Annotated in this window: 16 protein-coding genes; 7 read left to right on the forward strand and 9 right to left on the reverse strand. The window is 66.0% G+C overall.

Going from position 1 to position 17,556, the window contains the following annotated elements:
* Positions 1 to 143: 143 nt before the first annotated feature.
* On the reverse strand, positions 144 to 1,967 hold the full coding sequence (aspS, locus tag AC59GX_RS17275) for an aspartate--tRNA ligase (RefSeq protein WP_426282104.1): 1,824 nt from the start codon (positions 1,965 to 1,967) through the stop codon (positions 144 to 146).
* Positions 1,968 to 2,058: 91 nt separating this feature from the next.
* Between aspS and rnd the strand changes: the two genes are divergently transcribed.
* Positions 2,059 to 3,234 carry a ribonuclease D gene (gene rnd, locus AC59GX_RS17280; protein WP_426282103.1) on the forward strand — a complete coding sequence of 392 codons (1,176 nt, stop codon included), beginning with the start codon at positions 2,059 to 2,061 and terminating at the stop codon, positions 3,232 to 3,234.
* Entirely contained in the window at positions 3,231 to 3,527 is a 297-nt protein-coding gene (locus AC59GX_RS17285) for an I78 family peptidase inhibitor (protein ID WP_426282101.1), read from the forward strand. Before rnd ends, AC59GX_RS17285 begins: the two co-directional genes overlap by 4 nt.
* A 31-nt stretch (positions 3,528 to 3,558) precedes the next feature.
* Here AC59GX_RS17285 and AC59GX_RS17290 read toward each other — a convergent pair whose 3' ends face one another.
* From AC59GX_RS17290 to AC59GX_RS17305, 4 genes are read right to left on the reverse strand one after another with little or no spacing between them, the layout of a single operon-like run.
* Positions 3,559 to 5,070: a Ppx/GppA phosphatase family protein gene (locus tag AC59GX_RS17290; RefSeq protein ID WP_497302117.1), complete on the reverse strand. Its 1,512-nt coding sequence runs from the start codon at positions 5,068 to 5,070 to the stop codon at positions 3,559 to 3,561.
* The gene (locus tag AC59GX_RS17295) at positions 5,067 to 7,232 is read right to left on the reverse strand and encodes an RNA degradosome polyphosphate kinase (RefSeq protein WP_056058715.1); all 2,166 of its coding nucleotides are present in this window, start codon (positions 7,230 to 7,232) and stop codon (positions 5,067 to 5,069) included. The genes AC59GX_RS17290 and AC59GX_RS17295 overlap by 4 nt, the downstream gene beginning before the upstream one ends.
* A gap of 16 nt (positions 7,233 to 7,248) precedes the next feature.
* Positions 7,249 to 7,893, reverse strand: a complete 645-nt coding sequence (locus tag AC59GX_RS17300; protein ID WP_056050416.1) for an HdaA/DnaA family protein — start codon at positions 7,891 to 7,893, stop codon at positions 7,249 to 7,251.
* A gap of 11 nt (positions 7,894 to 7,904) precedes the next feature.
* Positions 7,905 to 9,215: a heavy-metal-associated domain-containing protein gene (locus tag AC59GX_RS17305; RefSeq protein WP_426282099.1), complete on the reverse strand. Its 1,311-nt coding sequence runs from the start codon at positions 9,213 to 9,215 to the stop codon at positions 7,905 to 7,907.
* Between AC59GX_RS17305 and purM the strand changes: the two genes are divergently transcribed.
* From purM to AC59GX_RS17325, 4 genes are read left to right on the forward strand one after another with little or no spacing between them, the layout of a single operon-like run.
* Positions 9,214 to 10,329: a phosphoribosylformylglycinamidine cyclo-ligase gene (gene purM / locus AC59GX_RS17310; RefSeq protein ID WP_426282098.1), complete on the forward strand. Its 1,116-nt coding sequence runs from the start codon at positions 9,214 to 9,216 to the stop codon at positions 10,327 to 10,329. The genes AC59GX_RS17305 and purM overlap by 2 nt on opposite strands.
* Positions 10,322 to 10,894 (forward strand): phosphoribosylglycinamide formyltransferase, encoded by a 573-nt coding sequence (gene purN, locus AC59GX_RS17315; RefSeq protein WP_426282097.1) that lies wholly within the window; start codon positions 10,322 to 10,324, stop codon positions 10,892 to 10,894. The genes purM and purN overlap by 8 nt, the downstream gene beginning before the upstream one ends.
* Positions 10,891 to 11,256 carry an MmcQ/YjbR family DNA-binding protein gene (locus AC59GX_RS17320; protein WP_426282096.1) on the forward strand — a complete coding sequence of 122 codons (366 nt, stop codon included), beginning with the start codon at positions 10,891 to 10,893 and terminating at the stop codon, positions 11,254 to 11,256. Before purN ends, AC59GX_RS17320 begins: the two co-directional genes overlap by 4 nt.
* Complete coding sequence (locus AC59GX_RS17325) at positions 11,253 to 11,861, forward strand: hypothetical protein (protein ID WP_426282094.1); 609 nt, start codon at positions 11,253 to 11,255, stop codon at positions 11,859 to 11,861. Before AC59GX_RS17320 ends, AC59GX_RS17325 begins: the two co-directional genes overlap by 4 nt.
* A gap of 120 nt (positions 11,862 to 11,981) precedes the next feature.
* Here the strand turns inward: AC59GX_RS17325 and AC59GX_RS17330 are convergent, their stop codons facing one another.
* From AC59GX_RS17330 to AC59GX_RS17345, 4 genes are all read right to left on the reverse strand, one after another.
* Positions 11,982 to 12,500: a GNAT family N-acetyltransferase gene (locus AC59GX_RS17330; RefSeq protein WP_426282093.1), complete on the reverse strand. Its 519-nt coding sequence runs from the start codon at positions 12,498 to 12,500 to the stop codon at positions 11,982 to 11,984.
* Complete coding sequence (gene ndk / locus AC59GX_RS17335; protein WP_056058698.1) at positions 12,500 to 12,922, reverse strand: nucleoside-diphosphate kinase; 423 nt, start codon at positions 12,920 to 12,922, stop codon at positions 12,500 to 12,502. Before ndk ends, AC59GX_RS17330 begins: the two co-directional genes overlap by 1 nt.
* A 72-nt stretch (positions 12,923 to 12,994) precedes the next feature.
* Positions 12,995 to 13,441, reverse strand: coding sequence for a DNA polymerase III subunit chi (locus AC59GX_RS17340; RefSeq protein ID WP_426282092.1), 447 nt, complete (start codon positions 13,439 to 13,441; stop codon positions 12,995 to 12,997).
* A 115-nt stretch (positions 13,442 to 13,556) separates the two neighbouring features.
* On the reverse strand, positions 13,557 to 15,032 hold the full coding sequence (locus AC59GX_RS17345) for a leucyl aminopeptidase (RefSeq protein WP_426282091.1): 1,476 nt from the start codon (positions 15,030 to 15,032) through the stop codon (positions 13,557 to 13,559).
* Between the two features lie 180 nt (positions 15,033 to 15,212).
* Here AC59GX_RS17345 and AC59GX_RS17350 point away from each other — a divergent pair, with 180 nt between their 5' ends.
* Positions 15,213 to 17,480: an LPS-assembly protein LptD gene (locus tag AC59GX_RS17350; protein WP_426282090.1), complete on the forward strand. Its 2,268-nt coding sequence runs from the start codon at positions 15,213 to 15,215 to the stop codon at positions 17,478 to 17,480.
* Positions 17,481 to 17,556: the final 76 nt, after the last annotated feature.

Raw genomic sequence — 17,556 nt, forward strand, 5'->3', positions numbered from 1 at the left:
TCGCCCCTACGGGGAAAGGGAGGGGCCCGGCCGCGCTTGCGGGTGGGAGGGAGAGGGGACGTTGGCGGACACCAACCGCCCCTCACCCTCCCGGCGCAAGCGCGCCTCCTTCCCTCTCCCCGTTGGGGCGAGGGACAGCTAGATCACCCCGCGCTCGGCGCGACCACCTTCGTCGCGTCCTTGGGACCATCCACCGTCAGGCGGATGTTGAGTTCCTTCAGCTGCTTGGCACTGACCGGGCTCGGTGCGCCCATCATCAAATCCTCGGCCTTCTGGTTCATCGGGAACAGCACGACCTCGCGGATGTTCGGCTCGCCCGCGAGCAGCATTACCATCCGGTCGATCCCCGGTGCGGAGCCGCCATGCGGCGGTGCGCCGACCTTGAACGCGTTGATCATGCCCGCAAAGTTCGTGTCGACATCGGCCTGCGTGTAGCCGGCGATCTCGAACGCCTTGTACATGATCTCCGGACGGTGGTTCCGGATCGCGCCCGACGACAGCTCGACGCCGTTGCAGACGATATCGTACTGATACGCCAGGATATCGAGCGGATCCTTGTTCTCCAGCGCGTCCATTTCGCCCTGCGGCATCGAGAACGGGTTGTGACTGAAGTCGACCTTCTTCGCATCCTCGTCATATTCGAACATCGGGAAGTCGACGATCCAGCAGAACTCGAACCGGTTCTCGTCGATCAGGCCGAGGTCGGCACCGATCCGCGCCCGGGCGGCGCCCGCGAGCTTGGACGCGGGCAGTTCCTTGCCGGCGGCGAAGAAGATGCCGTCGTTTGGCCCGAGGCCCATCTCGGCGATTAGCTTCCGCGTCGCTTCCTCGCCGTGGTTCTTAGCGATCGGGCCGCCGAGCTCACCGTTCTTCTGCGTGATGTAGCCGAGCCCGGCATGCCCCTCGGCGCGCGCCCAGTCGTTCATGTCGGTGAAGAACTTACGGCTCTTGTCGGCGGTGTTCGGCGCGGGGATCGCGCGGACCACGTCACCACCGGCGACGATCCCGGCGAACAGGCCGAAGCCCGAATCGACGAAGTGATGGCCGACGTCGTGGATCAGGATCGGGTTGCGCAGATCGGGCTTGTCGCTGCCGTACTTCAGCATCGATTCGCGGTAAGGAATGCGCTTGAACGGGAGGGCCGAGACCTGACGGCCCTTGCCCTGCCAGTCGGCGAATTCCTCGAACACGCCGTGGAGCACGGGCTCGATCGCATTGAACACGTCGTCCTGCGTGACGAAGCTCATCTCAAAATCGAGCTGGTAGAATTCGCCCGGCGAGCGATCGGCGCGTGCGTCCTCGTCGCGGAAGCACGGCGCGATCTGGAAATAGCGGTCGAAGCCGGCGACCATCAACAGCTGCTTGAACATCTGCGGCGCCTGCGGGAGCGCGTAGAACTTGCCCGGATGAACGCGGCTCGGCACGAGGTAATCGCGCGCGCCTTCGGGTGACGATGCGGTCAGGATCGGCGTCTGGAATTCGGTGAACCCCTGCCCGTTCATGCGGTTGCGCAGCGAAGTGATCACCTGGCTGCGGAGCATGATGTTCGCGTGCAGCCGCTCGCGACGCAGATCGAGATAGCGATAGCGCAGGCGGATATCCTCGGGATACTCGGCCTCGCCCGCGACCGGCATCGGCAGCTCGCCGGCCATCGACTGGACCGTCGCGGCGGTCGCACGAATCTCGATCCCGCCGGTCGGCAGGTTCGGGTTCACGGCTTCCGGCGCGCGTGCGGTCACCTTGCCGGTGATCGTGACGACACTCTCGCTCTTCAGACCCTCGATGACCTTGAAGACCGGGCCGCTGACGTCCGTGACGATCTGCGTGATGCCGTAGTGATCGCGCAGATCGATGAAGACGAGGTCGCCGTGATCGCGCTTCTTGTGGACCCAGCCGGAGACGCGGACCTCTTCGCCGACCTGTTCGGGGCGGAGGGCGGCGCAGTTGTGGGTGCGATAGGCGTGCATGATGGGTCTTCTCGGACGATAAACAGGTGCCTCGCGCTTCCCTTCCCTACCGGGCTTTGTCAACCCGGACGAGGCTCGCTATGGACGGGCAATGCATATCCACCCGCTTATCTCCGACAGTGCCACGCTCGCCAATCTGTGTGCGCGCATGGCCGACGCCGACTATGTGTGCGTCGACACCGAATTCATGCGCGAGAGCACCTATTACCCGGAACTCTGCCTGATCCAGATCGCGGACGACAAGGAAGCCGCGGCGATCGACCCGATGGCGCCGGGGATCGACCTGAAGCCGCTGCTCGACCTGCTCGTCGAGAATCACGACGTGCTGAAGGTCGTCCACGCCGGCGGGCAGGACATTGAGATCGTCTACAACCTCACCGGCAAGACGCCCTTCCCGCTGTTCGACACGCAGGTCGCGGCGATGGCGCTCGGCCAGGGCGAGCAGATCGGCTATTCGAACCTTGTCGACAGCTGGCTCGGGATCGCTGTCGACAAGGGTGCTCGGTTTACCGACTGGGCGCGCCGGCCGCTCGATGCGCGACAGATCGAATATGCGATCGGCGACGTGACGCATCTGTCGAAAATCTTCCCGAAGATGCTGGAGCGGTTGCGCAAGACCGGGCGCGGGGTGTGGCTCGATCAGGAGATGGAGCGGCTTGGCGACACCGCCAATTATGCGAACGATCCCGATCTTGCGTGGAAGCGCGTGCGGATTTCGGGGCGCAAGCCCGAGGTGCTGGGGCGGTTGAAGGCACTCGCGCGCTGGCGGGAGCTGGAGGCGCAGGCGAAGGACCTACCGCGCGGGCGGATCGTCAAGGACGAAACGCTGGGCGACATGGCGGGGCATCCGCCGAAGAAGCAGACGGACTTGGCGCGGGTGCGTGGGCTTTCGGCGACTTGGGCTGGGAACGACATCGGTGGCCGCTTGATGGCGGCGATCGAGGGCGCGCAACCACTTGGCGACGACGAACTGCCGCCGCGCGACGATCGGAAGCCGGGGCTTGGCAAGGAGGGGTCGCTGGTGGCGGACCTTCTCAAGCTTCTGCTCAAGATCCGCTCGCGAGACATTGATGTCGCGTCGAAATTGTTGGCGCGCACCGATGAACTCGAAGCGTTGGCGGCGGGTGTTCGGACCGGGCTGCCGATGCTCGAAGGCTGGCGGTTCGACCAGTTCGGCCGCGACGCGCTCGATTTGGTCGAGGGGCGGCTGGCGTTTGCGGTGATCGGCGGAAAGCTGAAGATGACGCGTACGGAGGATGCCGCATGAGGATGGTTCTGGTTGCGGCGTTACTCGCGTCGGCGGGGTGTACGCCGGTCGAGATGCGCGGCGAGACGCCTGCCGCTGCGCCGGTCGCGGCCGCCTGCAATGCCGACTCGCTCGGCGATCTGGTCGGCAAGCGGGCGAGCGATGCTCGGGCCGACGTGATGCAGACGCGATCGGGTGCACGCACGCTACGCTGGATCGCGCCGAACACGGCCGTGACGATGGATTTCCGCGCTGATCGTCTGAATGTCTATGTGGACGCCAAGGGCCGGATCGAACGCTTCACCTGCGCTTGAGCCCATTGATCCTCCCCTAGAAGGGGAGGATTCAGGAGAGCGCCAGTACGGGCTTGCGTCCCAGGGCGGCGGCAAGCGCGTTATGGCGACGTTCCACCGCTTCGCCGTAGAGCCCACGATCATCAGGGCGCAGCGTCAGCGTAAGTGATACCCCGTCATCTGCGAGCCCTGATCGTTTCAAAGGTCCTGCCAAGCCACCACTCATTCGCTGGCCTAGTCGCATAGCGAGGCCCCAAGCAGTCGCGCTTTTCACCGCTGCCGGAGACGCGAGGAGACCAACTGTTTCACCGGCGGAGAGATCGCCGCCAAGGCTCGTATAAAGAGCTTGCGCCAGCATCCCCCGGCCAGGCGCGTCAATCGCGACCCAGTTGCCGTGCAGCGCGACCTCGACGCCGCGTTCGGCGCGGAACTCGGGGTTGGCGCGCCAGCCTACGTCCGCAAGCAAGCATGCGGTGTGGCGAATGCGTGCCATCGCGGGTGGCTCGGTGGTGAACAGCGGTGCGATCCAGCGATCGAGGAGATCGCCATGCTCGGGGAAGCGACCGAGCAGGCGGCCCTCTTCGCGGGCGGCTACGATCAGCGGATCGAGCGTTCGGTCTGCTGGCTTCAGGTCTTCGTAGAGCAGGCCCTCGCGCAGACCATAGGCGGACACGATCGTCGTCCGGCTGCCAAGCTGCCGCATCAGCACGCCGAGCAACGCCGCGGCGTCGGCGAGCGTTGCCGTGCGGCCCGACGACAGCCCCGGAATCGCCTTCAGGCGCGGCTTGGATAGCTGTGGGATCGTCCGGCTCAGCCGAGTGATCGTCGCGGCGGTCATCGAATATTGGTGAATGATCGGCAGCGGATAGTCCGACAGCTCCATGTCGAGCCGTGCCAGTGCGCGCCACGATCCGCCGACCAGATAGAGCGGAAGCCCCTGCCCCTTCGCGGTCCAGCCGGCCTCGCGCACCAGGCGCGCCACGTAGCGCGCGAGCACCTTGCCACGCTTCGCCCGGATCGGGCCGATGCGGAGGACGCCGAGCGGAAACGAGACGCGGTCCTCGATCTTGCCGCGGCGGACGCGGACGAGTTCGAGACTGCCGCCGCCGAGATCGCCGACTATGCCATCCGCCTCGGGGATCGCGGACAGCACACCGTAGCCAGCCGCGCTGGCTTCCTGTTCGCCCGACAGCGTCTCGACGGTCAGGCCGAGTTGTTGAGCCGCGGCAATGAGTTCGCCGCCGTTCTTCGCATCGCGTACTGCCGCGGTTGCGACCGTGCGGAGCGTCGAGCATTCCATTTCCTTTGCCACCGCCGCGAACCGCGCCAGCGCGACGCGTGCCGTTTTCAGCGCCGACTTCTCGATCGCGCCGGTAGCGGCGAGCCCACGACCGAGCCCCGCCAGCACCTTCTCGTTGAACCGTATCGCGGGCAACCGCGGCGGCCCCTGGTAGACTACCAGCCGGATCGAGTTCGAGCCGATGTCGATGATCCCGGTGCGCGGGTGATCGTCGGTCTCGGCCTTGGGCGGGGAATTGCCGAACAGGATATTCGTGACGCTCATCGTTTTCGGCGGAGCGACAGGGTCGGCACGGCATTGCTGGTCGCGAGCGAGGCGCCGCGGCCGGAGAGCGAAGGATTCGTCATGAAATACCGATGCAGGTTGAACGGGCGGTCGCCGGGATCGACGCGGCTATATTCGCCGTCGGGGCCTAGCTCCCAACTCTGCTCGTTGTCGATCAGGTTCGCGACCATCACCTGATCGAGGATCTGGTCGTGGACGGTCGGGTTGAGGATCGGCAGCATATATTCGACGCGGCGGTCGAAGTTGCGCGGCATCCAGTCGGCCGACGAGATGAACAGCTTGGCGCCGTCGTTGGGCAGCGCCTTGCCGTTGCCGAACGCCCAGATCCGACTGTGTTCGAGGAACCGCCCGATTACCGACTTCACCCGGATCGTCTCCGACAGGCCGGGTACACCGGGGCGCAGGCAGCAGATGCCGCGGATGATGAGGTCGATCTCGACCCCTGCCCCGCTCGCTTCGTAGAGCTTCTCGATCACCGCGGGGTCGACCAGCGAGTTCATCTTCGCCCAGACGCCGGCAGGCTTGCCGGCGCGTGCGTTGGCGATCTCGACGTCGATCAGGTTCATGAGGTTCTGGCGGAGGTCGCGCGGGCTCAGGCTGACGCGGGCCATGTCGGTCGGTTCGACATAGCCGGTGATGTAGTTGAACATCTGCGCCGCATCGCGCCCGACCGCGGCGTCGGCGGTGAAGAAGCTGAGGTCGGTATAGATCTTGGCGGTGACCGGGTGATAATTGCCCGTGCCGAAATGGCAGTAGGTGCGGAATGCCTGTCCCTCACGGCGGACGACCAGCGAGACCTTGGCGTGCGTCTTCCAGTCGATGAAGCCGTAGACGACCTGCACGCCTGCACGCTCCAATGCGGAGGCCCAGACCATGTTCTGCTCTTCGTCGAACCGCGCCTTCAGCTCGACGACCGCGGTGACGGACTTGCCAGCCTCGGCCGCGGTAATCAGTGCGTTGATGACCGCGGGCTGCTTGCCCGCGCGATAGAGGGTCTGCTTAATCGCGACGACGTCGGGGTCGTTCGCCGCCTGTTTCAGGAAGGCGAGCACCACTTCGAACGTCTCGTACGGGTGGTGGACGACGATGTCCTTGGCCTTGATCGCCGCGAAGCAATCGCCGCCGAATTCACGGATCCGCTCCGGGAAGCGCGGCGTGAAGGGCGGGAATTTCAGGTCGGGACGATCCTCGTCGACCAGCCCGTCGAGGTCGACGATGCCGAGCAGATTGCCGCTCTCGGTAATGATCGCGTCCGCACCGCCGAGTTCGTCCTTGAGGACCGCGGCGAGCACGTCGGGGATGCCGGTTTCGAGTTCCAAGCGGATCACGCGGCCGCGGCGCCGGCGCTTGATCGCGTTGGCGAAGTAGCGGACGAGATCCTCGGCCTCCTCCTCGATCTCCATGTCGCTGTCGCGCAGGACGCGGAAGCTGGCGGCGGCGAGGACTTCGTAGCCGGGGAACAAGACCGGCGCGAACCGCTTCAGGATCGATTCGATCGAGATGTAGCGCGCAGGCTCGCCAGGCAGGCGAACGAAACGCGTCATGGTGTGCGGGAGCATGACCAGTTCGCGGACCGGCTCATTGTCCGAGCGGCGGACGAGGTCGAAGATCACCGACAGGCCGCGGTTCGGGATGAACGGGAACGGGTGTGCGGGGTCGAGCGCCTGCGGGGTCAGGATCGGGAAAATCTGATCGCGGAAATGCGTTTCGAGCCACTCGTCGGCCTCACCCTCAACCGCCTCGCGCCGGAGGACGAACAGTCCGGCTTCGTCGAGCAGCACGCGGAGATCGCCCCACACCGCCTGCTGGCTCGCCATCAGTTCGTCGGCCTCGCGGACGATCGCGGTCAGCTGCTGGCCCGCGGTGAGGCCGTCGGCCGAGCGGCGGTCGACGTCCTGCGTCTGCTGTCCCTTCAGGCCGGCAACGCGGACCATGAAGAACTCGTCGAGGTTCGAGCCCGAGATCGACAGGAAGCGGAGCCGTTCGAGCAACGGGTGCGCGGGGTTGCACGCCTCCTCCAGCACACGCCGGTTGAACGCCAGCCAGGACAGCTCGCGGTTGAAATACCGGTCGTTCGGCTCTGCGCCGATGGGATCGTCGTCGTCTTCCGATTGGCGGACGATATGGGCTGGACGGTTCATCGGGCCTCTTGGGGGCTTATGGTGGCGTGAAGAGCGGGAGGTCGAGAGCGAGTTGCGGCCGGAGGATCAGCCCGGCCTCGGTGAGTGTGGTTCGTGCAAGAGGAATGGACAAGCGCTTGCGACGTTCCATCGCCTCTTGGTCAAGCGCATCGACGGTTCGCGTTACGGTAATATGACTGCGCTCGATTCTGGTCGCGAGCCAGTCGATCAGATCGGGGCGCGCATCGAGGCTGCGCCGCTCAAACAGATGCGCGAGCAACAGCCGCATGAGTTCGTCGTCGGGCGCGCCGATCGCCGCGATCGGGCTTGCGGCGAGGCGCGAACGCAGGTCTGGAAGCTTTACCTTCCATTCGGGCGGCGCGGCGTCGGCGACGATCAGCAGCGGCCTGTGCTCCTCCTGCGCGCGGTTCCAGGCGTGGAACAGCTGTGCTTCGGGCACGCGCTCGGCATCGTCGATGATCGTGCCACCGCTCTTCGCCGCGAAGATCCGCGCGAGCAGGCTGCGGCCCGATTTGCGCGGGCCGGTGAGGATGGCGGTCATGACGGGCCAGGTCGCGGTGTGCTCCAGCGTGTGGACCGCGCGCGAGTTGGAAGGGGTAACGAGGAAGGCGTCGTCGCGAGGGTCCGCCGGCCACCCGAGTGGCAGCGCAATTTGAGTCATCTTGGTCGCGCTCACCCTGTCGTCGCATTGTCCGCGGGCAAGTCCGGCGGAAGAAGTTGGGCGACCCGGCGGATGCGGATCGTCTGGCCGGAGCCGAATACCTGGTAGCCGCGGGCTTCGAGCGCGGTCTTTAGCGCGACGGGGTCGCCATCGTACGCGACGCGCATCAGTGAGACGCCGCCGAGCGCGAGACTGGTCGTTGCCGCCGAGCGAACACCGGGGATCGCGCGAAGTGCTGCTTCGGTCGAGGAGACGTTTGCTGCGGCCGGCGTATCGAACTGGACGATGACCGAGATCCCCTCGCCGCCGGTCAGCACCGCTGTGTTAGCGTCGGCAGTCTCGTCGGTCGGCAGGTCCTCGATCACCGCGGCTTCGGGCGGCGGCGGTGGCGACAGGCTGTAGTCGACGCGGAGCGAGCCGTTGCGGCGTGCCTGCTGATACAGGTCGTCGATCCGCTTCACCCCGGTATCGAGCAGTTGGGCGATGCCGTCTGGTGTGCCGACTCGCAGCGTGAAGCTGCCGATCAGGTCGTTGTCGGGGCCGTGGCGCGCTTCGAACACGCCGATCACCGGGCCGCCGGGCCATTGGCGATAGAGCTTTACGACCGGCATCAGCACGTCGCTCGCGCCATATTGGTCGAGGATCGTCCGCCACCAGCCGCGGCCGGGACGCTGCGTCTGGCCGACGTTGAGCAGCAGCGCGTCGGGGCCGGAGCCGGACGGGCGGACATAGTCGATGCTGCTGTTGCCGGTGCGATAGCGCGCCCAAGCCTGCTGCCACTGCGTGCTTTGCTCGAACGCCTGGCCGACGCCGCCCGAATATTGGATCGGGATCGTCAGCATCGGTTGCGAGCGATCGGCGTAGGTCGAGATGCCGAGGATCGAACCCGCGCGGCCGCGATCGAACAGCACGCCAAGCTTGGCGATGTAGCGCTGCGGGCCGATCTGTTCGTTCTCGACGACGATTCCCGAGACCAGCGAATCGAGCGTGCCGTCGGAAACGAGGCCGCCACCACCGCCGAGCCGGTTCGACAATTGGACCCAGGCCTTGCGCTGGGCGAGCCGCCAGCCGCTGTAGCGCGCGGCGTCCGCCGTCTTGCCGGCGACATCGACCGTGACGCCGCTCACCTCGTACGCGCTGCCGCTGTCGACCGGGGCTGCGCCTCGGCTGCCGCCTTCGATCTGCGCGAGCACTGTGCCGCCGCCCAATAGCAGGGCAGCGCCGGCGAGGGCGGCAGGAAGGGCTTTGATACGCGTCACGCGGGCCTTTTGGCGAAGCAGACGTAGAAATCCAAGCGCGATGTGGCTAGCAGCACCGATCATGACCGATACGCCAGACTCCGCCGCTCCCGCTTCGGGCCCTTACACCTACGCTCAGGCGGGCGTTTCGATTGCCGCGGGCAATGCGCTGGTGCGGGCGATCGCCCCGCTCGCGCGCTCCACGCGTAGGCCGGGGGCGGATGCCGATCTTGGTGGCTTTGGCGGGATGTTCGACCTCAAAGCGGCCGGGTTCGTCGATCCTTTGCTGGTCGCGGCGAACGACGGCGTCGGCACCAAGCTGAAGCTGGCGATCGAATGGGACCGGCACGAAGGCGTCGGCGTCGACCTCGTCGCGATGTGCGTCAACGACCTTATCGTCCAGGGTGCCGAGCCGCTGTTTTTCCTCGATTATTATGCGAGCGGGAAGCTCGATGCGGCGGTCGCCGAGCGCGTTGTCGCCTCGATTGCGGAAGGCTGCAAGACCGCCGGCTGTGCGCTGATCGGGGGCGAGACCGCCGAGATGCCGGGCATGTATGCGGACGGCGATTACGATCTGGCAGGCTTCTGCGTCGGTGCGGTCGAACGGACCAACGTTCTCACCGGGCGCGAGATCGCGGCGGGCGACGTGATGCTCGGGCTGGCGTCGTCGGGCGTGCATTCGAACGGGTTCTCGCTGGTTCGCAGGCTGGCGACGGATCGCGGGTGGAAGCTCGATCGACCCGCGCTGTTCGACCAGGACAAGTTGCTGATCGATCATCTGATGGCGCCGACTCGCATCTATGTCGCGAGTTTGCTGCCGTTGCTGCGCGAGCGCCGGATCAAGGGACTGGCGCACATCACCGGTGGTGGCCTGCTCGAGAACATCCCGCGCGTGCTGCCCGAAGGCGTGCATGCGGTGGTCGATGCGGATGCGTGGGAGCAGTCGCGGTTGATGGCGTTCCTGCAAGCCCAAGGTGCGATCGAGCCGGAGGAGATGGCGCGGACGTTCAACTGCGGGATCGGCATGGTCGTGATCGTCAGCGCCGACGAGGCCGAGGCGGTGACGGCGGCGCTTCAGGCGGCGGACGAGACGGTGTTCACGATTGGGCGGATCGAGACCGGCTCGCACGGTTGCACGGTGCGCGGGTCGGCCGGCACGTGGAGCGCGCGCGAGGACTGGACCGCGACGCATGGCTGACAAGACGCGCGTCGGCGTGCTGATCTCCGGGCGCGGATCGAACATGATGGCGCTGGTCGGCGCGTCGCGCGCGGCGGAGTGCCCGTATGAGATCGCTCTGGTCGCGTCGGACAAGCCCGATGCGGCTGGGCTCGCATGGGCGCGGACGGAGGGTGTAGCAACGTTCGCGCTCTCGCCGAAGGGGCTAGGGAAGCCGGCTTATGAGGCGGCGATCGATGCGGCGTTGCGCGAGGCGGGTGTCGAGGTCGTTGCGCTGGCTGGCTATATGCGGTTGCTGTCGGACGGGTTCGTTGCGGCGTGGCGCGATCGGATCGTCAACATCCATCCGTCGCTGCTGCCCAAGTACAAGGGCCTCGATACGCATGCGCGGGCGATCGCGGCGGGCGATGCGGTCGGCGGGTGTTCGGTGCATGTCGTGACCGAGGAACTCGATGGCGGCGTGGTGCTGGGGCAGGCCGAGGTGCCGATCCTTGCCGGCGACGATGCCGACGCGCTTGCGGATCGCGTGCTGGCGGCGGAACATGCTTTATACCCCAAGACCTTGGCGGAGTTCGTGACGCGATGACCGATCTGTCCCCCCTCGACCGTGTCCGCTCGGCGGCGCTGGCGTTGCCCGAGACCGAAGAGACGGTCTCGCATGGGCAACCGACCTTCTTCGTCGCCGGCAAACAGTTCGTGCAGTTCCGGGCGGATCATCATGGCGACGGGCTGACCGTAGTATGTGTGAAGACCGGCGGGAGCGACGAGCAGGCGATGCTGATCGAGGCGAACCCTAGCGTGTATTCGCGGCCGGCGTATCTTGGTGCGACTGGTTGGGTCGGGATGAAGGTTGCGGGCGATCCGGATTGGGCGCTGGTCGAGGACCGGATCGCGCGGAGTTGGGAATTGGCGGCCCCTGCCCGCTTGCTGGAGGCTGGCGGACGATGAGCACCGAGACACCTACCGAACGGCGCGAGGCTGCGGCGACGCGGCGGCGTTGGGTCACGCTGGCCGAAGTGGTGGCGGTGGCTGGCGTGCTGATCGCCGCGCTGACGCTGTGGACCAACTGGTCGGATCACCGCGCGAACGAGGCCGACAAGATCGCGGCGCAGTCTAGTGCGGCGCGCGAGCGGACGAAGATCGACCTGTCGGCGATCGTGCAGGATGGCGGCGATACGCTGTTGCTGAAGGATGCGCGGCACGATCTTCAGGACGTGACGATCACGTTTCCGCGCGCGCTGGTGGTATCGCCGCAGCGGCCGCCGGCCGAGCCGATCATTGACAAATCGTGGTTCTCGAAACCGCTTCTGAAGCTGACCGATGGCGGCGCGGACAACCGAGCAGGCCGGTTGCCCGTTCTCGTCAGCCTCCAATATTTTGATGGCGACACGACCCGGTCGGCGAGCGGCATCTATGAAGTGATCTGGAAGACCAAAGCCGGCTTGCCCTTTATGGGTCGGTCACTGAAGCTCGAGGGCTTGCGGGTTCGGCAGCGTGGTGGGGATCAGGCTAGGCTTGATGCGATCTGGGCGAAAGAGAAGCCGGCGGCTTAGCCTTCGTCATGCCGGGCTTGTTCCGGCATCCACGGTTCCGCGCACTCGACAAAGTATAGTTTGCGGAACGGTGGACCCCGGAACAAGTCCGGGGTGACGGAGAGTAGTGGATCGATTCGCTCAAACCGCTCGCGCGTAGACCGGGTCGTCGTGGAGGGTGGTGCCGACCATGAACTGGCGGGAGCCGATTACCTTGAAGCCCTGGCGTTCGTAAAAGGCTCGGGCGCGGGTGTTCTGGTCCCATACGCCTAGCAGGACTCGGGTTCGACCTGCGGCGGCGGCGTCTTCGAATGCGCGGGCCATCAGCGCGGCGCCCAGGCCTGAGCCTTGTGCCTCCTTCATGAGATAGATGCGGCGGAGTTCTGTGTCCGCGGGGCCGGGTTCGATCGGGAAGTCCGGCGCGGTCAGTACCGTGTAGCCGATCGGTGCGTGACCGGGCTCGTATTCGGCGAGCGTCACGATCGTCGCGGGATCGGACAGCCACGTCTCGAACGCGGCGACGCTGTTGTTGCGCGCGCAGTGGGCGACGATATCCGCCCCCGTCAGCACGGTCGCATAGGTATCGAGGAACGTGGCGGATGCGACGAGCGATAGCGCGGGCGCATCGCCCGGCTCGGCCCGTCGCAGCCGCCAGGTCATCAGCCGACGATTTCTTCGGGCTTGAAGAAGTACGCGATCTCGATCTCGGCGTTCTCGTCCGAATCCGAACCGTGCACCGAGTTGGCTTCGATCGACTCGGCGAGTTCCTTGCGGATCGTGCCGGCGTCGGCGTTGGCGGGGTTGGTGGCGCCCATGATGTCGCGGTTGCGCTGCATCGCGTTCTCGCCTTCGAGAACCTGGACGACGACCGGGCCCGAAATCATGAACGAGACGAGCTCACCGAAAAACGGACGCTCCTTGTGGACCGCGTAGAAGCCTTCGGCCTGCTCGCGGGTCATCTGGATGCGCTTCGAAGCGACGACGCGCAGGCCGGCTTCCTCGAGCATCTTGGTGACCGCACCGGTCAGGTTGCGGCGGGTTGCGTCGGGCTTGATGATCGAAAAGGTACGGTTCGCGGCCATGATGGTCACGGGCTCCTGTGTTGACGGTAATCGGATGCGCGGCGCTTAGGCGGGGCGCGGCGCTAAAGCAACCTATGCGGCCTGTTCCCAGCGGCCGGAGTCGTTCTGCTTCCAGTAGCGGCGTTCGACGCCATCACGGTCAGCCAACGCCTTCCACGCTAGACGCGCTTCCTGGATCGCTTCGTCGTCGAAGATGTGGAAGGCACGGTCAAAGGTTAGGATAAGGTCACGCCAACGGCCGTCTACCACCGCGACGTTGCGGGCGGCATTGGCGGGGGCGGTTTCTTGGATATCCTGAGCGATCAGAATGGGTTGGGCGGTGTCGTCGTTGCTGCCGGCCTGGGCGTGGGGGAGGAAGCTCTCGGGGGCGTAGGACCAGAGGAGACGGTCGAGCGCGACGCGTTGGTCTTCGGGTTCGGCGACGATCAGGAGGCGGCCGCCGGTTTGGACGACGCGCTCGGCTATGCGTGGGAGGACGCGGTCGAGGGGGCTGGTTAGGTGGTAGAAATCGACCTGCATGCTTACTCCCCTTCCGCTTGCGGGGGGGTCGGGGGAGGGCTTTGCCTCGCTCGACGCCGCTCGCGGTTGGCCCCTCCCCTAACCCCTCCCGCAAGCGGGAGGGGAATTCTTGGCCTCAGCCCTCAAAATTGTCCGCTACGAACTGGTCGAGCAGGCGCACGCCGTAACCGGTTGCGCCCTTGTCATGGTTCGTCCCCGGCTTGTCGGACCAGACCATGCCGGCGATGTCGAGATGTGCCCACTTCACGCCCTCGTCGACGAAGCGCTTGATGAACTGCGCCGCGGTGATCGAGCCGGCGCCGCGGGGGCCGACGTTCTTCATGTCGGCGATCGGCGAGTCGATCAGCTTGTCGTAGGCGGGCGACAGCGGGAAACGCCAGAGCGTGTCGCCGGTGGTCTTGCCGGCCGCGATCAGCTGGTCGGCGAGCGCGTCGTCGTTGGCGAAGATGCCGCCATTCTCGGTGCCGAGCGCGACGATCATCGCGCCGGTGAGCGTGGCGAGATCAACGATCGTGGTCGGCTTGTGCGCCTGCTGTACCCAGGTCACGCAATCACACAGCACGAGGCGACCCTCGGCGTCGGTGTTGAGCACTTCGATCGTCTGGCCCGACATCGAGGTGATGACGTCGCTCGGACGCAGCGCGGCGCCGTCGGGCATGTTCTCGACCAAGCCCATCACGCCGACGACGTTCGCCTTGGCCTTGCGGCTCGCGAGTGCCTTCATCGCGCCGGCGACGGCACCTGCGCCGCCCATGTCCCACTTCATGTCTTCCATGCCCGCGCCGGGCTTGATCGAGATGCCGCCCGAGTCGAACGTCACGCCCTTGCCGACGAACGCGAGGGTGGGCGCGTCGGCCCCTGCGCCGTTCCACTTGAGCGCGAGGATGCGTGCTTCACGGCGCGAACCCTGGCTGACGCCGAGCAGCGAGCCCATGCCGAGCTCGGTCATCTGCGCTTCGTCGAGCACGGTGATCTCGAGCCCGAGACCCTCGACGTCCTTCGTCACCTTCTCGACGAAGCTCTCGGGGTAGACGACGTTCGGCGGCGACGTGACCAGCCAGCGGGTCAGGTCGAGCCCGCCGGTAACCGCAGCCGCTTCGGTCCAGGCTGCATCGGTGCCGTCTGGTGCGCCAGCAATGGTTATCTCGGTCAACGTCGGCTTCGACTTCTCAGCGAGCTTGGTGCGGTACGTGTCGTAGCGCCATGCGCGCTGGGCGGCGGCAGCGGCGAAGTGTGCGGCGGCCTTGGCGGTCGGCGTGGCACCGGCCGAGAGGTCGGCCACGACCAACGTCGCGCCCGAGGTCAGCAGGCGTGCGGTGATCGCACCGCCAGCCTTCTCCCAATCGGCGGTCTCGCCAGCGCCGACTCCTACTAGCAGGACCTGGCGGACCGCGCCGTCGGCGGGCACGAACAGCTCGATCACCGAGCCTGCTTCACCCGCAAAGCGTGCCGCAGACGCCGCACTGGTCGCCACCGCCTCGCCATCGCCGCCGATCGCGCTCCAGTTGATCGTCGCCAAGCCGTCCTTCGCGACGGGCACGGCGAGGATCGGGGCGTTGGCGGGAACGGTCGGGGCGAAGACGATCTGCATGAAGAAACCTCGGGAAGCTTTTGAACGGATGTGCGTACCCCATAAGTTGATGCCGCGGGTACGGCAAAGCAAGGTGGCGGCCTGTCATCTCACGGCGATTGCAGGGAAGCGCCGGTGATGCGATAGGCGGGCGATATGGCGGCAAACGGCTGCCCAGTGCCAAAGGGGTTGGTTCGGATCGTGTTGCGTATCGACCTTTTGACGGGTTGCGCCCTTTCGCTCGCGTTGGCGACCGGGATCGCGGCTGCGCCTGCCCAGGCCCAAGATTTCCAGAACCGCCCGGTCGCGCCTCCGGTGCAGGACCCGCCGGTCGCCAACGCGTCGACAACGACGCCGGCTGAGGACCAGGTACAGTTCAGCTCCACCGCGCTGGAGTACAACACCAACACCGATATCGTCACCGCGACGGGTGAAGTCCGGATGTTCCGGCAGGGCAGCCGGCTTCGCGCCGACAAGGTCGTCTGGAACCGCAAGACCGGGAAGGTCGTCGCGACTGGCAACATCGCCGTCACCAATCCCGAAGGCGACATCGCGTATGGCGACGAGATCAACCTGACCGATTCGCTGAAGGACGGCGTGGTCGACAACATGCTCGTCGTGCTGGAGCAGGGCGGAAGACTCGCGGCGAAGCAAGGCACGCGCGACGCCGACGGCACGGTCAATTTGAAGACCGCCGCCTACACGCCGTGCAGCGTCACCAACACCGCCGGTTGTCCCAAGGAGCCGACGTGGAAGATCACCGCGGTCCGCGTCACCTATCGCCCCGAGCGGAAGCGCATTTTCTACAAGGGCGCACGGTTGCATCTGTTCGGGCTGCCGAGCCTGCCGCTTCCCGAATTCTCCAACCCGGTCGGTGGCGGCAGCGACAGCGGCCTGCTCTCGCCCAACGGTGGCTATAGCCGCGTCAACGGCGTCGAAGTCAGCGTCCCCTATTACTGGAAGCTCGCCCCGAACCAGGGGCTGGTCATCACGCCGCACATCTACAGCAGCGTGCTGCCGATGGCGCAGGTCGATTATTCCGCGCTCAATTCGAAGGGCGCGTTCAAGGTACGCGCCTACGCGACCGAAAGCCGGCGCAGCGACGACCTGACGACCGCCACCCCGACCGACACGAGCATGGCGTTCCGCGGCTATATCGACGGCATGGCGCGCTATCAGCTAACGCCGAACTGGACCGCGAGCGGGTCGCTCCGCCTGACGACCGACCGCACGTTCCTGCGCCGCTACGACATTTCGCGCGACGACCGGTTGCGCACCACCGCGAGCCTGGAGCGGATCGACGACAGCAGCTATTTCTCGCTGAGCGGCTGGTACGCACAGACCCTGCGCGTCGCGGACAGCCAGGGGCAGCAGCCGATCGCGCTGCCCGAAATCGATTATCGCAAGCGATTTAACGATGGCCTCGTCGGTGGCCGGTTCCAGCTCCAGCTGAACACGGTCGCGCTGACCCGCACCGATGGGCAGGACACGCAGCGCGCGTTCGCGAGCCTGCAATGGGATTTGCGCCGCTTCACGAACTGGGGCCAGGAGGTCACCTTCACCGCGTTCGCGCGGGGCGACCTGTATAACAGCAACGAGATCGATGCGACGATCAACCCGACCTATCGCGGGTTCGGCGGCTTCCGCCAGCGTGCTATCGGCGCGGCCGCAGTGGACGTGAAATGGCCGTTCATCGGTACGTTCCTGGGCGGTACGCAGCGCTTTACGCCGCAAGTGCAGTTCGTCGCAGCACCGAAGGTCGCCAATCTTTCGTTGCCGAACGAGGATTCGCGCGCCGTCGACCTGGATGACACCAACCTGTTCTCGCTCAACCGGTTCGCCGGCTATGATCGGTTCGAGGATTCGTCACGCGTCACCTATGGTGGCGAATGGGCGCTCGACCTGCCGGGAATCGCGTTCACCACCAACGTCGGCCAGAGCTATCGTGTCGACAAGCGGCCGACCATCCTGCCCGACGGCACCGGGCTCAGCGACCGGTTCTCCGACATCGTCGGGCGCAGCGAGCTCCGGTTCCGCGACTTCGTGTCGATCGTCCACCGCTACCGGCTCGACAAGGATGGCTTCGCGATCCGCCGCAACGAGCTGGACGCGACGATCGGCTCGCGCGCGACCTATGTGCTGGTCGGGTATCTCAAGCTCAACCGCAACATCGATGCATCGATCGAGGATCTGCGCGACCGCGAGGAAGTCCGCGTTGCGGGACGCGTGCAGTTCGCACGGTTCTGGTCGGCGTTCGGTTCGGGCGTGGTCGATTTGACCAACGCGTCGGAAGATCCATTGTCGCGCAGCGATGGCTTCACGCCGATCCGCCACCGGCTGGGCGTCCAGTATGAGGACGACTGCCTGCGTCTCGGCGGAACGTGGCGGCGGACGTACAACGACACCGGCGACGCGCGGAAGGGCAACAGCTTCCTGTTGACGCTGGCCTTCACCAACCTCGGCCGCTAAGCCCGCGTTCAGCTACTTTGAGGCAAACGTCGCCGGATATGCGCCGCCATGGCAATGACGGTGCGGATTACGGCGT

The organism is Sphingomonas sp. 320_CC (assembly GCF_059691795.1).

Excerpts from the sequence above, each read along its gene's own strand:
- AC59GX_RS17325 (WP_426282094.1), top strand. The coding sequence starts at position 11,253 with ATGAGCACCGAGACACCTACCGAACGGCGCGAGGCTGCGGCGACGCGG.
- AC59GX_RS17285 (WP_426282101.1), top strand. The coding sequence starts at position 3,231 with ATGAGGATGGTTCTGGTTGCGGCGTTACTCGCGTCGGCGGGGTGTACG.
- AC59GX_RS17340 (WP_426282092.1), bottom strand. The coding sequence starts at position 13,441 with ATGCAGGTCGATTTCTACCACCTAACCAGCCCCCTCGACCGCGTCCTC.
- ndk (WP_056058698.1), bottom strand. The coding sequence starts at position 12,922 with ATGGCCGCGAACCGTACCTTTTCGATCATCAAGCCCGACGCAACCCGC.
- rnd (WP_426282103.1), top strand. The coding sequence starts at position 2,059 with ATGCATATCCACCCGCTTATCTCCGACAGTGCCACGCTCGCCAATCTG.
- aspS (WP_426282104.1), bottom strand. The coding sequence starts at position 1,967 with ATGCACGCCTATCGCACCCACAACTGCGCCGCCCTCCGCCCCGAACAG.
- AC59GX_RS17330 (WP_426282093.1), bottom strand. The coding sequence starts at position 12,500 with ATGACCTGGCGGCTGCGACGGGCCGAGCCGGGCGATGCGCCCGCGCTA.
- AC59GX_RS17295 (WP_056058715.1), bottom strand. The coding sequence starts at position 7,232 with ATGAACCGTCCAGCCCATATCGTCCGCCAATCGGAAGACGACGACGAT.
- AC59GX_RS17300 (WP_056050416.1), bottom strand. The coding sequence starts at position 7,893 with ATGACTCAAATTGCGCTGCCACTCGGGTGGCCGGCGGACCCTCGCGAC.
- purM (WP_426282098.1), top strand. The coding sequence starts at position 9,214 with ATGACCGATACGCCAGACTCCGCCGCTCCCGCTTCGGGCCCTTACACC.
- AC59GX_RS17320 (WP_426282096.1), top strand. The coding sequence starts at position 10,891 with ATGACCGATCTGTCCCCCCTCGACCGTGTCCGCTCGGCGGCGCTGGCG.
- AC59GX_RS17290 (WP_497302117.1), bottom strand. The coding sequence starts at position 5,070 with ATGAGCGTCACGAATATCCTGTTCGGCAATTCCCCGCCCAAGGCCGAG.
- AC59GX_RS17305 (WP_426282099.1), bottom strand. The coding sequence starts at position 9,215 with ATGATCGGTGCTGCTAGCCACATCGCGCTTGGATTTCTACGTCTGCTT.
- AC59GX_RS17345 (WP_426282091.1), bottom strand. The coding sequence starts at position 15,032 with ATGCAGATCGTCTTCGCCCCGACCGTTCCCGCCAACGCCCCGATCCTC.
- purN (WP_426282097.1), top strand. The coding sequence starts at position 10,322 with ATGGCTGACAAGACGCGCGTCGGCGTGCTGATCTCCGGGCGCGGATCG.